Origin of the sequence: Pseudomonas sp. EL_65y_Pfl1_R83, from assembly GCF_963970695.1 — a bacterium.
Classification (GTDB): Bacteria; Pseudomonadota; Gammaproteobacteria; order Pseudomonadales; family Pseudomonadaceae; genus Aquipseudomonas; species Aquipseudomonas tritici.
Window position 1 is genome coordinate 35,046 of sequence record NZ_CAXAQI010000021.1, and the last position, 13,374, is coordinate 48,419.

General features: G+C 58.0%; 12 protein-coding genes and 2 tRNA genes. 13 read left to right on the forward strand and 1 reads right to left on the reverse strand.

Annotation, left to right across the window (positions count from 1 at the left end; genetic code table 11):
* Nucleotides 1–10: 10 nt before the first annotated feature.
* The 5 genes from dapB (at nucleotide 11) to AACY08_RS24450 (ending at nucleotide 6,444) form a co-directional block, all read left to right on the forward strand.
* Nucleotides 11–817 (forward strand): 4-hydroxy-tetrahydrodipicolinate reductase, encoded by an 807-nt coding sequence (dapB, locus tag AACY08_RS24430; protein WP_339420284.1) that lies wholly within the window; start codon nucleotides 11–13, stop codon nucleotides 815–817.
* A gap of 257 nt (nucleotides 818–1,074) precedes the next feature.
* Nucleotides 1,075–2,211 carry a glutamine-hydrolyzing carbamoyl-phosphate synthase small subunit gene (gene carA / locus AACY08_RS24435; protein WP_065881648.1) on the forward strand — a complete coding sequence of 379 codons (1,137 nt, stop codon included), beginning with the start codon at nucleotides 1,075–1,077 and terminating at the stop codon, nucleotides 2,209–2,211.
* A 105-nt stretch (nucleotides 2,212–2,316) separates the two neighbouring features.
* Nucleotides 2,317–5,538 carry a carbamoyl-phosphate synthase large subunit gene (gene carB / locus AACY08_RS24440; protein ID WP_339471735.1) on the forward strand — a complete coding sequence of 1,074 codons (3,222 nt, stop codon included), beginning with the start codon at nucleotides 2,317–2,319 and terminating at the stop codon, nucleotides 5,536–5,538.
* Entirely contained in the window at nucleotides 5,535–6,011 is a 477-nt protein-coding gene (gene greA / locus AACY08_RS24445; RefSeq protein ID WP_049711485.1) for a transcription elongation factor GreA, read from the forward strand. The genes carB and greA overlap by 4 nt, the downstream gene beginning before the upstream one ends.
* A gap of 28 nt (nucleotides 6,012–6,039) precedes the next feature.
* Nucleotides 6,040–6,444: an MFS transporter gene (locus tag AACY08_RS24450; protein WP_339471736.1), complete on the forward strand. Its 405-nt coding sequence runs from the start codon at nucleotides 6,040–6,042 to the stop codon at nucleotides 6,442–6,444.
* Between the two features lie 9 nt (nucleotides 6,445–6,453).
* On the opposite strand, the gene AACY08_RS24455 is transcribed toward AACY08_RS24450, so the two are convergent.
* Entirely contained in the window at nucleotides 6,454–6,762 is a 309-nt protein-coding gene (locus tag AACY08_RS24455) for a YhbY family RNA-binding protein (protein ID WP_017139256.1), read from the reverse strand.
* Between the two features lie 105 nt (nucleotides 6,763–6,867).
* Here AACY08_RS24455 and rlmE point away from each other — a divergent pair, with 105 nt between their 5' ends.
* The 8 genes from rlmE to AACY08_RS24495 all read left to right on the forward strand — a co-directional run bounded on the left by rlmE (nucleotide 6,868) and on the right by AACY08_RS24495 (nucleotide 13,333).
* Nucleotides 6,868–7,518: a 23S rRNA (uridine(2552)-2'-O)-methyltransferase RlmE gene (gene rlmE, locus AACY08_RS24460; RefSeq protein ID WP_034117848.1), complete on the forward strand. Its 651-nt coding sequence runs from the start codon at nucleotides 6,868–6,870 to the stop codon at nucleotides 7,516–7,518.
* A gap of 200 nt (nucleotides 7,519–7,718) precedes the next feature.
* Nucleotides 7,719–9,629, forward strand: a complete 1,911-nt coding sequence (gene ftsH / locus AACY08_RS24465) for an ATP-dependent zinc metalloprotease FtsH (protein ID WP_339471737.1) — start codon at nucleotides 7,719–7,721, stop codon at nucleotides 9,627–9,629.
* An 8-nt stretch (nucleotides 9,630–9,637) separates the two neighbouring features.
* The gene (folP, locus tag AACY08_RS24470) at nucleotides 9,638–10,489 is read left to right on the forward strand and encodes a dihydropteroate synthase (RefSeq protein WP_339471738.1); all 852 of its coding nucleotides are present in this window, start codon (nucleotides 9,638–9,640) and stop codon (nucleotides 10,487–10,489) included.
* Nucleotides 10,490–10,505: 16 nt separating this feature from the next.
* Nucleotides 10,506–11,843 (forward strand): phosphoglucosamine mutase, encoded by a 1,338-nt coding sequence (glmM, locus tag AACY08_RS24475; protein ID WP_339420293.1) that lies wholly within the window; start codon nucleotides 10,506–10,508, stop codon nucleotides 11,841–11,843.
* A 66-nt stretch (nucleotides 11,844–11,909) separates the two neighbouring features.
* A complete protein-coding gene (gene tpiA / locus AACY08_RS24480) occupies nucleotides 11,910–12,665 on the forward strand; it encodes a triose-phosphate isomerase (protein ID WP_003194193.1) in 756 nt (251 codons plus the stop codon).
* Nucleotides 12,666–12,669: 4 nt separating this feature from the next.
* Nucleotides 12,670–13,053, forward strand: coding sequence for a preprotein translocase subunit SecG (gene secG, locus AACY08_RS24485; protein ID WP_003235031.1), 384 nt, complete (start codon nucleotides 12,670–12,672; stop codon nucleotides 13,051–13,053).
* 21 nt (nucleotides 13,054–13,074) lie between these two features.
* Nucleotides 13,075–13,160: transfer RNA gene (locus AACY08_RS24490), tRNA-Leu, on the forward strand.
* A gap of 96 nt (nucleotides 13,161–13,256) precedes the next feature.
* A tRNA-Met gene (locus AACY08_RS24495) sits at nucleotides 13,257–13,333 on the forward strand.
* The last annotated feature ends 41 nt before the right edge of the window (nucleotides 13,334–13,374 follow it).

The window sequence follows — 13,374 nt, forward strand, 5'->3', positions numbered from 1 at the left end:
GGAATTGAATATGCGACGTATAGCCGTAATGGGCGCTGCCGGGCGCATGGGCAAGACGCTGGTCGAAGCGGTGCAACAGCGCTCGCCGGCCTCCGGGCTGACCGCGGCGATTGTGCGTCCGGGTAGCACGTTGATCGGTGCGGATGCCGGTGAGTTGGCTTCTCTGGGGCGTATCGGTGTTTCGCTGTCCGGCCACTTGGAGCAGGTGGCTGATGAGTTCGACGTACTGATCGACTTTACGCTGCCGGACGTGATGCTGAAAAACCTCGCGTTCTGCCGCAGGGCGGGTAAGGCCATGGTGATTGGCACCACCGGTTTGACGGCTGAGCAGAAGCAGTTGCTGGTGGAGGCGGGGAAGGATATTCCGGTCGTCTTCGCGGCGAACTTCAGTGTCGGTGTGAATCTGTCGCTCAAATTGCTGGACCTGGCGGCGCGCGTGCTGGGTGATGAAGCGGATATCGAGATCATCGAGACCCATCATCGCCACAAGATCGACGCGCCGTCGGGTACTGCATTGCGCATGGGTGAAGCCATCGCCGATGCGCTGGGTCGCGATTTGTCGAAAGTGGCGGTGTACGGGCGTGAAGGTCACACCGGTGCGCGTGCGCGTGACACCATCGGCTTTGCGACTGTACGCGGTGGCGACGTGGTCGGTGATCACACCGTGTTGTTCGCCACTGAAGGCGAGCGCCTGGAAATCACGCACAAGGCGTCTAGTCGGATGACCTTTGCCAAGGGTGCGGTACGTGCTGCGCTGTGGTTGGAAGGGCGCGAGCCAGGTCTCTATGACATGCGCGATGTGCTGGATCTGCACTGATCAGTCGCTAAAACAGGGCTTAAAGCTTATGCTTGGGCCCCGTTTTTCCCGCTAAGCGACGTCCTGTCGCATTCCCCTGCCTTTTAGGCTCATTAGCGGTGGACCAAAAAAGCCTTTTTCTGTAAGCTACAGCTTTAGTGTGTTCACTAAAAGCGCGCAGAATAATTCAGTGAATGAGCGGGGTGACGTGTCCATACGTCACTCCGCTTTTTTACACCTGCGATCGCCCTTTCAGGCTTTATTTACGGGAGGTCTTCTTGACTAAGCCAGCCATACTCGCCCTTGCTGATGGCAGCATTTTTCGCGGCGAAGCCATTGGAGCCGACGGTCAGACCGTTGGAGAGGTGGTGTTTAACACTGCCATGACCGGCTATCAGGAAATCCTTACCGATCCTTCCTACGCCCAACAGATCGTTACCCTGACCTATCCGCACGTCGGCAACACCGGTACTACACCGGAAGATGTCGAGTCTGATCGTGTCTGGTCGGCTGGTCTGGTGATTCGTGACCTGCCACTGGTTGCGAGCAACTGGCGTAACACGATGTCGCTGTCCGACTACCTGAAAGCCAACAACGTTGTGGCTATCGCGGGTATCGATACGCGCCGCCTGACGCGCATCCTGCGTGAAAAAGGCTCGCAGAACGGCTGCATCATGGTCGGTGACAATATCTCCGAAGAGGCGGCGATTGCCGCAGCGCAAGGTTTCCCTGGCCTGAAAGGCATGGACCTGGCGAAAGTCGTCAGCGTCAAAGAGAAGTACGAGTGGCGCTCCACTGTCTGGGACTTGAAGACCGACAGTCACGCGACTATCGATGCCGCTGAGCTGCCGTACCACGTTGTCGCCTACGACTACGGCGTCAAATACAACATCCTGCGCATGTTGGTAGAGCGCGGTTGCCGCGTGACCGTGGTGCCGGCGCAAACTCCGGCCAGCGATGTATTGGCCTTGCAGCCAGACGGCGTGTTCTTGTCCAACGGCCCGGGTGACCCTGAGCCATGCGACTACGCTATCCAGGCCATCAAGGAAGTGCTGGAGACTGAGATTCCGGTGTTCGGCATCTGCCTCGGCCACCAGCTGCTGGCACTGGCTTCCGGCGCCAAGACCCTGAAAATGGGCCACGGCCACCACGGTGCCAACCACCCTGTACAGGACCTGGACACCGGTGTTGTGATGATCACCAGCCAGAACCACGGTTTTGCGGTGGATGAAGCGACCTTGCCGGCGAATGTCCGCGCCATTCACAAGTCGCTGTTCGACGGTTCCCTGCAAGGCATCGAGCGCACTGACAAGAGCGCGTTCAGCTTCCAGGGCCACCCTGAAGCCAGCCCGGGCCCGAACGACGTAGCGCCGCTGTTCGACCGTTTCATCAATGAGATGGCCAAGCGACGCTAACTGAGCGGTCTGCGGGCGGCCCCTAACTCCGGCGGCCCCTGCAGGCTCTCTAAAGATTGTTCAAGACGGCTTGCCGACTGACCTGCGGATTTGAGTGACAAACCCATGCCAAAACGTACAGACATAAAAAGCATCCTGATTCTCGGCGCTGGCCCGATCGTGATCGGCCAGGCCTGCGAATTCGACTACTCCGGCGCCCAGGCCTGTAAAGCCCTGCGCGAGGAGGGCTACCGCGTCATCCTGGTGAACTCCAACCCGGCCACCATCATGACCGACCCGGACATGGCCGACGCCACCTATATCGAGCCGATCAAGTGGCAGACCGTTGCCAAGATCATCGAGAAAGAGCGTCCGGACGCGCTGCTGCCGACCATGGGCGGCCAGACTGCTCTGAACTGCGCACTGGACCTGGAGCGCGAGGGCGTCCTGGAAAAGTTCGGCGTAGAGATGATCGGCGCGAATGCCGACACCATCGACAAAGCAGAAGACCGTTCGCGCTTTGACAAGGCAATGAAATCCATCGGCCTGGACTGCCCGCGCTCGGGCATCGCCCACAGCATGGAAGAAGCCAACGCAGTGCTCGAGAAGCTGGGCTTCCCGTGCATCATCCGTCCGTCCTTCACCATGGGTGGCACCGGCGGCGGTATCGCTTACAACCGTGAAGAGTTCGAAGAAATCTGCGCCCGTGGCCTGGACCTGTCGCCGACCAAAGAGCTGCTGATCGACGAATCCCTGATCGGCTGGAAAGAGTATGAGATGGAGGTTGTCCGCGATAAGAAGGACAACTGCATCATCGTCTGCTCCATCGAAAACTTTGACCCGATGGGTGTGCACACCGGTGACTCGATCACTGTTGCGCCGGCACAGACCCTGACGGACAAGGAATACCAGATCATGCGTAACGCCTCCCTGGCGGTACTGCGCGAGATCGGCGTGGAAACCGGCGGCTCCAACGTCCAGTTCGGCATCTGCCCGGACACGGGTCGCATGGTCGTCATCGAGATGAACCCGCGGGTATCCCGTTCCTCGGCCCTGGCCTCGAAAGCCACCGGTTTCCCGATTGCGCGTATCGCTGCCAAGTTGGCGATCGGCTATACCCTTGACGAACTGCAGAACGAAATCACCGGCGGCGCTACTCCAGCGTCCTTCGAACCGTCGATCGACTACGTCGTGACCAAGCTGCCACGCTTCGCCTTTGAGAAATTCCCGAAAGCGGACGCACGCCTGACCACTCAAATGAAGTCGGTGGGTGAGGTCATGGCTATCGGCCGGACTTTCCAGGAATCCCTGCAGAAAGCTTTGCGCGGTTTGGAAGTGGGCGTTTGCGGCCTGGACGAAAAGCTCGACCTGAGCAATCCGGAAAGCATGAGCATCCTCAAGCGCGAATTGACCGTGCCGGGTGCCGAGCGCATCTGGTACGTGGCTGACGCCTTCCGCGCCGGTCTGTCGGTCGAAGACATCTTCGGCATGAACATGATCGACCCGTGGTTCCTGGTGCAGATCGAAGACCTGATCAAGGACGAAGAGAAGGTCAAAACCCTGGGTCTGGCCAGCATCGACCGCGACTTGATGTTCAAGCTCAAGCGCAAAGGCTTCTCCGACATGCGTCTGGCCAAGCTGCTTGGCGTGACCGAGAAAGCGCTGCGTCGTCACCGTCACAAGCTGGAGATCTTCCCGGTCTACAAGCGCGTTGACACCTGCGCGGCTGAATTCGCCACCGACACCGCCTACATGTACTCGACTTACGAGGAAGAGTGCGAAGCCGCGCCTTCGGGCCGCGACAAGATCATGATCCTCGGCGGCGGTCCAAACCGTATCGGCCAGGGTATCGAGTTCGACTACTGCTGCGTACACGCGGCACTGGCCCTACGCGAAGACGGTTACGAGACCATCATGGTCAACTGCAACCCAGAAACTGTTTCCACCGACTACGACACTTCCGATCGCTTGTACTTCGAGCCCGTGACCCTGGAAGACGTGCTGGAAATCTGCCGGGTTGAGAAGCCTAAGGGTGTAATCGTCCAGTACGGCGGCCAGACCCCGCTGAAACTGGCGCGTGCCCTGGAAGAGGCCGGCGTGCCAATCATCGGCACCAGCCCGGACGCCATCGACCGTGCCGAAGACCGCGAGCGCTTCCAGCAAATGGTTGAGCGCCTGAACCTGCGTCAGCCGCCAAACGCCACCGTGCGCAGCGAAGATGAAGCCATTCGCGCAGCCAGCAAGATCGGCTACCCGCTGGTGGTGCGTCCGTCCTACGTGTTGGGCGGTCGTGCGATGGAAATTGTCTACGAAGAAGAAGAGCTCAAGCGCTACCTGCGTGATGCAGTGAAAGTGTCCAACGACAGCCCGGTGCTGCTCGACCACTTCCTCAACTGCGCCATCGAAATGGATGTGGACGCAGTCTGCGACGGCACCGACGTAGTGATCGGCGCGATCATGCAGCACATCGAACAGGCTGGCGTTCACTCCGGTGACTCCGCTTGCTCGCTGCCGCCGTACTCGCTGCCGGCGCACATCCAGGACGAGATGCGCGAACAGGTCAAGAAAATGGCCCTGGAACTGGGCGTGGTCGGCCTGATGAACGTACAGTTGGCGCTGCAAGGCGAAGACATCTACGTCATCGAAGTCAACCCGCGCGCTTCGCGTACTGTACCGTTTGTTTCCAAGTGCATCGGTGTGTCCCTGGCTATGATCGCTGCCCGTGTGATGGCCGGTAAGACCCTGAAGGAAATCGGCTTCACCAAGGAGATCATTCCGAACTTCTACAGCGTGAAGGAGGCGGTGTTCCCATTCGCCAAATTCCCTGGTGTGGACCCGATCCTGGGCCCAGAGATGAAGTCCACCGGTGAAGTGATGGGCGTGGGCGATACCTTCGGCGAGGCGTTTGCTAAAGCCCAAATGGGTGCCAGCGAAGTGCTGCCGACCGGCGGTACTGCGTTCATCAGCGTGCGCGATGACGATAAGCCGCTCGTTGCGGGCGTGGCCCGTGATTTGATCAACTTGGGCTTCGAGGTCGTGGCCACCGCCGGGACCGCCAAGCTGATCGAAGCCGCCGGCCTGAAAGTGCGTCGCGTGAACAAAGTGACGGAAGGCCGTCCGCACGTGGTCGACATGATCAAGAATGACGAAGTCACCCTGATCATCAACACCACCGAAGGTCGCCAGTCGATCGCGGACTCCTATTCCATTCGTCGTAACGCTTTGCAGCACAAGATCTACTGCACCACCACCATTGCTGCTGGCGAAGCCATCTGTGAAGCGCTCAAGTTCGGTCCGGAAAAGACCGTGCGTCGCTTGCAAGATCTACACGCAGGATTGAAGGCATGACCAAATACCCAATGACCGTCCAGGGCGCCAAGGCCCTGGAAGAGGAACACGCCCATCTGACCAAAGTCGTCCGCCCGAAGCTGAGCCAGGATATCGGCACCGCTCGCGAGCTGGGTGACTTGAAGGAAAATGCCGAATACCACGCTGCTCGCGAGCAGCAAGGTATGGTCGAGGCGCGGATCCGTGACATCGAAGGCCGTATGCAGAATGCGGTAATCATCGATGTGACGACCATTCCACATACCGGCAAGGTGATTTTCGGCACCACCGTGGAAATCGCCAACGTCGAGACGGATGAGCGCGTCGTCTACCACATCGTGGGCGAAGACGAAGCTGACTTCAAACTCGGCAAGATCTCCGTTGGTTCTCCGCTTGCCCGCGCCTTGATTGCCAAGGAAGAGGGTGATGTAGTGGCTGTGAAAACGCCAAGCGGCGTGATCGAGTACGAGATTGTTGAAGTTCGTCACATCTGAAAGACGGCGCCCGCTCTATGCGGGCGCCATGCTTTGGCAGCTCTCCCAGATGCTTTGGGTAGGCGGCCTGTGGTTGTTGCACATCGGTGTGTTACCGGCGCTGGGCCTGATTGGCCTGGCACCGTTGCTGATCGATGAAATCGATGGATTGCTCAGTGCGTTGCTGGTGGGTTTCGCGGCGGCGTGCGTGACGCTCCAGGCATTGGTGCTGGTCAAGGCCGAAGGCTTGGGGAGTTTATGGCGGGATATTCGCGGCCAACTGCTGTTGATGGCGCTGTATGCGTGCGCAATGTTTTGCGTGGTGCATGTGTGGCTGCCGGAAGCGTTGCGCTGGCAGCTGTTCAGCTATCTTGTGCTAGGGTTCTCCGGTCTGGTGCTGGTTATACAGCCGGCACCGGGATGGAGTGGCGGGGCGCGCGAAGCACGCCCGTAACCCTTGATATCATTTGAAACGATGAACGTTCGACAGTTGCTTGTTGACGCTGAAGTTCTTGCGATACAGCAGCGCCATCTTGCCGATGACCTGAACCAGGTCCGCTTTGCCCACCTTGCACAGTTCTGCAATGGCGGCCAGGCGTGCTTCGCGGTCAAGGATGTTGACCTTGATCTTGATCAGTTCGTGATCGCCCAATGCGCGTTCAAGTTCGGCTAGCACACCTTCAGTCAAACCGTTGTCTGCCACAATCAGAACTGGTTTCAGATGGTGGCCAATGGATTTGTACTGTTTCTTCTGCTCTTGAGTGAGCGGCATAATCTGACCCCTGCGTCTGATCTTGTAAAAAGCGGCGGCCAGTTTACCCGAGCGAGTCCGGGACCGCCCAGTTAATCACGACCCGTTTTATTTTCGAGGTGGCCCGTGGCCCGTTCCAAAACTAGCCTTAAGTGGCTGCAAGAGCATTTCAACGACCCTTACGTCAAAAAGGCGCAAAAGGACGGCTACCGTTCACGGGCCAGTTACAAGCTGCTGGAGATCCAGGACAAGGACAAGCTGATCCGTCCAGGCATGAGCGTTATCGACCTTGGCGCGGCGCCGGGTGGGTGGTCGCAGGTGACCAGTCGTCTGATTGGTGGTCAAGGTCGCTTGATCGCTTCCGACATCCTGGAAATGGACAGTATCCCGGATGTGACCTTTGTTCATGGGGACTTCACCCAGGACGCCGTGCTCGCCGAGATCCTTGAGGCTGTGGGAAATTCGCAGGTAGACCTTGTGATTTCCGACATGGCCCCCAATATGAGTGGATTACCGGCCGTCGATATGCCGCGAGCCATGTTCCTGTGTGAGCTGGCCCTGGATTTGGCGGGTCGGGTGTTGCGTCCTGGTGGTGACTTTCTGGTGAAGGTCTTCCAGGGCGAAGGGTTTGACGAGTACCACAAGAACATCCGCAAGTTGTTCGATAAGGTGCAGACGCGCAAGCCTGACTCTTCCCGGGACAGGTCTCGGGAGCAGTATCTGTTGTGCCGCGGCTTCCGCGGTGTTGAAGGCGCTGCGAGCGAAGAGCGTTTTTGAGGATTTGGAGGAGGGCGATAGGTTTTTTTATATCGCTTTCGTCACGAAGCTTTACGAATATTGTGTAGTCAAAGTTTCACAAAGGGTTACAGACGGCGCCTGCCAGAGTTGTAGGTAATGTAGTAAGTTAGGCCGGTGAATATCATGCGAAGCGCGCGCCAGTAGCGGAGCTTGCTTCAGAGGGTAGTTAATTGAACGATATGGCAAAGAATCTGATCCTGTGGTTGATCATCGCGGCTGTCCTCGTGACGGTGATGAACAACTTCTCCAGCCCTAACGAGCCGCAGACCCTCAACTATTCCGACTTCATTCAGCAAGTTAAGGATGGCAAAGTCGAGCGCGTAGCGGTTGATGGCTACGTGATTACCGGTAAGCGCGTCGATGGCGACAGCTTCAAGACCATTCGTCCGGCTATTCAGGACAACGGTCTGATCGGCGATCTGGTGGATAACAAGGTCGTTGTTGAGGGTAAGCTGCCTGAGCAGCAAAGCATCTGGACCCAGCTTCTGGTGGCGAGCTTCCCGATTCTGGTAATCATCGCCGTGTTCATGTTCTTCATGCGCCAGATGCAAGGCGGTGCGGGAGGCAAGGGCGGGCCGATGAGCTTCGGCAAGAGCAAGGCGCGCCTGCTCTCCGAAGACCAGGTGAAAACCACCCTGGCTGATGTTGCCGGTTGCGACGAGGCCAAGGAAGAAGTGGGCGAGCTGGTCGAGTTCCTGCGCGATCCAGGCAAGTTCCAGCGCCTGGGTGGTCGTATTCCGCGCGGCGTGCTGATGGTCGGTCCTCCGGGGACTGGTAAAACCTTGCTGGCCAAGGCGATTGCCGGCGAAGCCAAGGTGCCTTTCTTCACTATTTCCGGTTCCGACTTCGTAGAAATGTTTGTTGGCGTCGGTGCAAGCCGTGTTCGCGACATGTTCGAACAAGCCAAGAAGCACGCGCCCTGCATCATCTTCATCGATGAAATCGACGCCGTTGGTCGCCATCGTGGCGCCGGCATGGGCGGTGGTCATGATGAGCGTGAGCAGACCCTCAACCAGTTGCTGGTTGAGATGGACGGCTTTGAAATGAATGACGGCATCATCGTCATCGCTGCAACCAACCGTCCTGACGTGCTGGACCCTGCGCTGCTGCGTCCTGGTCGTTTCGACCGTCAGGTCGTGGTTGGCTTGCCGGATATCCGTGGCCGCGAACAGATCCTGAAAGTACACATGCGCAAAGTACCTATGGGTGACGATGTGGCTCCGGCCGTGATTGCCCGTGGTACTCCAGGTTTCTCCGGTGCTGACTTGGCTAACCTGGTCAACGAGGCTTCGCTGTTCGCTGCCCGTACCGGCAAGCGTATCGTTGAAATGAAAGAGTTCGAACTGGCGAAAGACAAGATCATGATGGGCGCTGAGCGCAAATCCATGGTCATGTCCGAGAAAGAGAAGCAGAACACTGCTTATCATGAAGCCGGTCACGCCATTGTGGGGCGCGTTGTGCCTGAGCACGATCCGGTCTACAAAGTGTCGATCATTCCTCGTGGTCGGGCGCTGGGTGTCACCATGTTCCTGCCGGAAGAGGATCGTTACAGCCTCTCCAAACGCGCACTGATCAGCCAGATCTGCTCGCTGTACGGCGGTCGAATTGCTGAAGAGATGACGCTGGGCTTCGACGGTGTGACCACTGGCGCATCCAACGACATCATGCGTGCCAGCCAGATTGCGCGGAACATGGTCACCAAGTGGGGGCTGTCGGAAAAACTCGGTCCTTTGATGTATGCCGAGGAAGAGGGCGAAGTATTCTTGGGTCGTGGCGGTGGCGGTCAAAGCGCCAGCTTCTCCGGTGAGACGGCCAAGCTGATCGACTCCGAGGTGCGCAGCATCATTGACCAGTGCTACGGCACGGCTAAGCAGATCCTGACCGACAACCGCGACAAGTTGGATGCAATGGCCGACGCGCTGATGAAGTACGAGACCATTGATGCCGACCAGATTGACGACATCATGGCGGGTCGCGCACCGCGCGAGCCTCGCGATTGGGAAGGTGGTTCGGGCACTTCGGGCACGCCGCCTGTGGTTCAGAACGAACGCCCTGAAACTCCGATCGGCGGTCCGGCAGCTGACGTCTAAGGTTTGAAATGACTTCTGCGTTGTCCTCCACCCGGTTGCCTTGCGGCAGCCGGGTTCTTGATTTGGCCCATACACATGTGATGGGCATTCTTAATGTAACCCCCGACTCTTTTTCCGATGGTGGCCGCTTCAGCCAGTTTGATGCCGCGCTGCGTCATGCCGAGGCAATGGTGGCGGCGGGGGCGACCCTTATTGATGTCGGCGGTGAGTCGACTCGCCCTGGTGCTCGCGTAGTTTCTCCCCTGGAGGAGCTGGAGAGGGTGGCGCCGATAGTTGAGCGTATCTCCCGAGAATTGGATGTGATCATTTCGGTTGATACGTCGACCCCCGCCGTGATGCGCGAGACTGCGCGCCTGGGAGCCGGGCTGATCAACGATGTGCGCTCTCTTCAGCGAGATGGCGCGCTGGATGCGGCCGCGGCTACCGGTTTGCCGGTGTGCCTGATGCATATGCTGGGTGAGCCCGGCAACATGCAGGACAACCCTCACTATGATGATCTTGTTGGTGAAGTGAGTGGTTTTCTCGCTGAGCGGATTGCTCAATGCGCTGCCGTAGGGATTGCGGCTGAAAAGATCATCCTCGATCCCGGCTTCGGCTTCGCCAAGACCCTGCAACACAATTTAAGCCTTTTCAAGCATATGGAATCCCTGCACGCACTTGGTCGGCCGCTGTTGGTCGGTGTTTCGCGCAAGAGCATGATCGGGCTGGCGCTGAATCGTCCGGTGGGTGAGCGGCTGTACGGTGGTCTTGCACTGGCAGCGCTCGCGGTAACGAAGGGCGCACGCATCTTGCGTGTGCACGATGTCGCCCAGACTGTGGATGTGGTGCGTATGATTGCTGCGGTAGAATCAGCCGAATAAGAATGATGGAGCACTTATGACTAAAAAATACTTTGGCACCGACGGTATCCGTGGTCGGGTCGGCGAATTTCCAATTACCCCTGACTTCATGCTCAAGCTGGGTTGGGCGGCGGGTATGGCGTTCCGCAGTATGGGCGCGTGCCGCATCCTGGTCGGCAAGGACACCCGTATTTCGGGTTACATGTTTGAGTCCGCACTGGAGGCAGGCCTGTCCGCCGCGGGTGCCGATGTAATGCTGCTGGGGCCTATGCCGACGCCGGCGATCGCCTACCTGACGCGTACCTTTCACGCTGAAGCCGGTATCGTGATCAGTGCCTCGCACAACCCCCATGATGATAACGGTATCAAGTTCTTCTCGGGCCAAGGCACCAAGCTCCCGGACGAGATCGAGTTGATGATTGAAGAGCTGCTGGATGCGCCGATGACGGTGGTTGATTCCAGCAAGCTGGGCAAGGTGTCGCGAATCAATGACGCGTCTGGCCGCTATATCGAATTCTGCAAGAGCAGTGTGCCGAGCAGTACCAGTTTCGCCGGCCTCAAAATTGTGGTCGACTGCGCTCATGGTGCTACCTACAAAGTAGCGCCCAGCGTATTCAAGGAGTTGGGCGCGGACGTGACGGTGCTGTCGGCTCAGCCGAACGGCTTGAACATCAATGATAACTGCGGCTCCACTCACATGGGGCAGTTGCAGGCGGCCGTCCTTGCCGAGCATGCCGACTTGGGTATTGCCTTCGATGGTGATGGCGACCGCGTTCTGATGGTGGATCACACCGGTGCCATTGTGGATGGTGATGATCTGTTGTTCATCATTGCACGCGACCTGCATGAGCGTAACAAGCTGCAAGGCGGCGTTGTCGGCACGCTGATGAGTAATCTGGGGCTTGAGCTGGCCTTGGCAGACCTGGGTATCCCATTCGTGCGTGCCAATGTCGGTGACCGCTATGTGATCGCCGAACTGCTTGAGCGCAACTGGCTAGTGGGTGGCGAGAATTCCGGGCACGTTGTCTGCTTCCAGCACACCACCACAGGCGATGCGATTATTGCTGCGCTGCAGGTGCTGCTGTCATTGCGTCGTCGCGAAGAGAGCCTCGCCCAGGCCCGTCAGGCGCTGCGTAAATGTCCACAAGTGCTGGTCAATGTGCGTTTTGCCGGTGGCGAAAATCCGATCGATCACCCTGCTGTCAAGGAGGCGTGCGAGCGCGCGACCCTGGCAATGGCGGGGCGTGGCCGTGTGTTATTGCGCAAGTCCGGCACAGAGCCTCTGGTGCGCGTCATGGTCGAAGGTGACGACGAAACACAGGTTCGCGGCCATGCCGAAGACCTGGCAAAACTGGTAACTGAAGTTTGCGCCTGAATTCGGCTTGCCAGTGATGATGTGGTTGGGTAACATCTGCGCCCACTTTGACCGACGAGGTACAGCATGCGTCGCACTATGGTAGCTGGTAACTGGAAGATGCACGGTACCCGCGCCAGTGTCGCTGAGCTGATCAATGGCCTTCGTCATCTGGCCTTGCCTAGCGGTGTTGACGTTGCGGTTTTCCCACCTTGCCTGCATATCAACCAAGTGGTTGATGGCTTGAAAGGTAAGTCGATCCAGGTCGGCGCGCAGAATTCTGCGGTGGAGCCGATGCAAGGTGCGTTGACCGGTGAGATTTCGCCGAGTCAGTTGGTCGATGCGGGTTGTTCCTATGTGCTTGTTGGGCACTCCGAGCGCCGCCAGATGATGGGCGAGCGTGATGGGACACTCAATCGCAAGTTCGCCGCAGCACAGGCTTGTGGCTTGATTCCAGTGTTGTGCATAGGGGAAACCCTGGAGCAGCGTGAATCGGGCAAGACTCTTGAAGTTGTCTCGCGTCAGCTAGGCAGCATCATCGAGGAGCTGGGTGTTGGTGCGTTTGCAAAAGCAGTAATTGCTTATGAGCCAGTCTGGGCCATTGGTACCGGGCTGACTGCTACACCGCAACAGGCGCAGGATGTGCACGCAGCCATCCGCGCGCAGTTGGCGGCAGAGAATTCTGAAGTCGCACAAGGTGTGCGTCTTCTATACGGCGGCAGCGTGAAGGCGGCCAATGCGGTCGAACTGTTCGGCATGCCGGATATCGATGGGGGGCTCATTGGTGGAGCTTCCCTGAATGCAGATGAGTTCGGTGCGATCTGTCGCGCCGCGGGAAACTGAAAAAATGCTGGAAACAGTCGTAGTCGTTTTTCATCTGTTGGCTGCCCTGGGCGTAGTTGCCCTGGTTTTGCTGCAACAGGGTAAAGGTGCGGATGCTGGTGCGTCTTTCGGTGCAGGTGCTTCAAATACTGTGTTCGGAAGCCAAGGTTCCTCTACCTTTCTTAGTAAGTTTACTGCTATACTTGCCGCCGGTTTCTTCATAACCAGCTTGGGGTTAGGTTACTTTGCTAAAGAGAAAGCTCATGTGCTGACTCAAGCAGGTTTGCCAAACCCAGCAGTGTTGGAAGTACCAAAAGCAAAACCGGCTTCTGATGATGTCCCGGTGCTTCAAGAGCAAAAGTCGGCTACTCCAGCGACTGACGTGCCTCCAGCTCAAGAGCAGAAGTAAGAAGGTTGTAAACGCTGTATTGCCGAGGTGGTGGAATTGGTAGACACGCAACCTTGAGGTGGTTGTGCCCATAGGGTGTAGGGGTTCGAGTCCCCTTCTCGGTACCAATTATCAGGAAAGCCCGCTGTTGCGGGCTTTCTTGTAGGTGGAAGGTTACATTGACCCTGTAAGGGATCAGTCGTATACTTCCGCCCCAGCTTTGTCGCGGGGTGGAGCAGTCTGGTAGCTCGTCGGGCTCATAACCCGAAGGTCGTCGGTTCAAATCCGGCCCCCGCAACCAGTTTTAGCGGAGCCCCTTTTAAGGGGCTTTTTGTTAGCTGG

Excerpts from the sequence above, each read along its gene's own strand:
- AACY08_RS24455 (WP_017139256.1), bottom strand. The coding sequence starts at position 6,762 with ATGCCGCTCACTCAAGAGCAGAAGAAACAGTACAAATCCATTGGCCAC.
- tpiA (WP_003194193.1), top strand. The coding sequence starts at position 11,910 with ATGCGTCGCACTATGGTAGCTGGTAACTGGAAGATGCACGGTACCCGC.
- folP (WP_339471738.1), top strand. The coding sequence starts at position 9,638 with ATGACTTCTGCGTTGTCCTCCACCCGGTTGCCTTGCGGCAGCCGGGTT.
- glmM (WP_339420293.1), top strand. The coding sequence starts at position 10,506 with ATGACTAAAAAATACTTTGGCACCGACGGTATCCGTGGTCGGGTCGGC.
- ftsH (WP_339471737.1), top strand. The coding sequence starts at position 7,719 with ATGGCAAAGAATCTGATCCTGTGGTTGATCATCGCGGCTGTCCTCGTG.
- AACY08_RS24450 (WP_339471736.1), top strand. The coding sequence starts at position 6,040 with ATGCTTTGGCAGCTCTCCCAGATGCTTTGGGTAGGCGGCCTGTGGTTG.
- carB (WP_339471735.1), top strand. The coding sequence starts at position 2,317 with ATGCCAAAACGTACAGACATAAAAAGCATCCTGATTCTCGGCGCTGGC.
- dapB (WP_339420284.1), top strand. The coding sequence starts at position 11 with ATGCGACGTATAGCCGTAATGGGCGCTGCCGGGCGCATGGGCAAGACG.
- greA (WP_049711485.1), top strand. The coding sequence starts at position 5,535 with ATGACCAAATACCCAATGACCGTCCAGGGCGCCAAGGCCCTGGAAGAG.
- secG (WP_003235031.1), top strand. The coding sequence starts at position 12,670 with ATGCTGGAAACAGTCGTAGTCGTTTTTCATCTGTTGGCTGCCCTGGGC.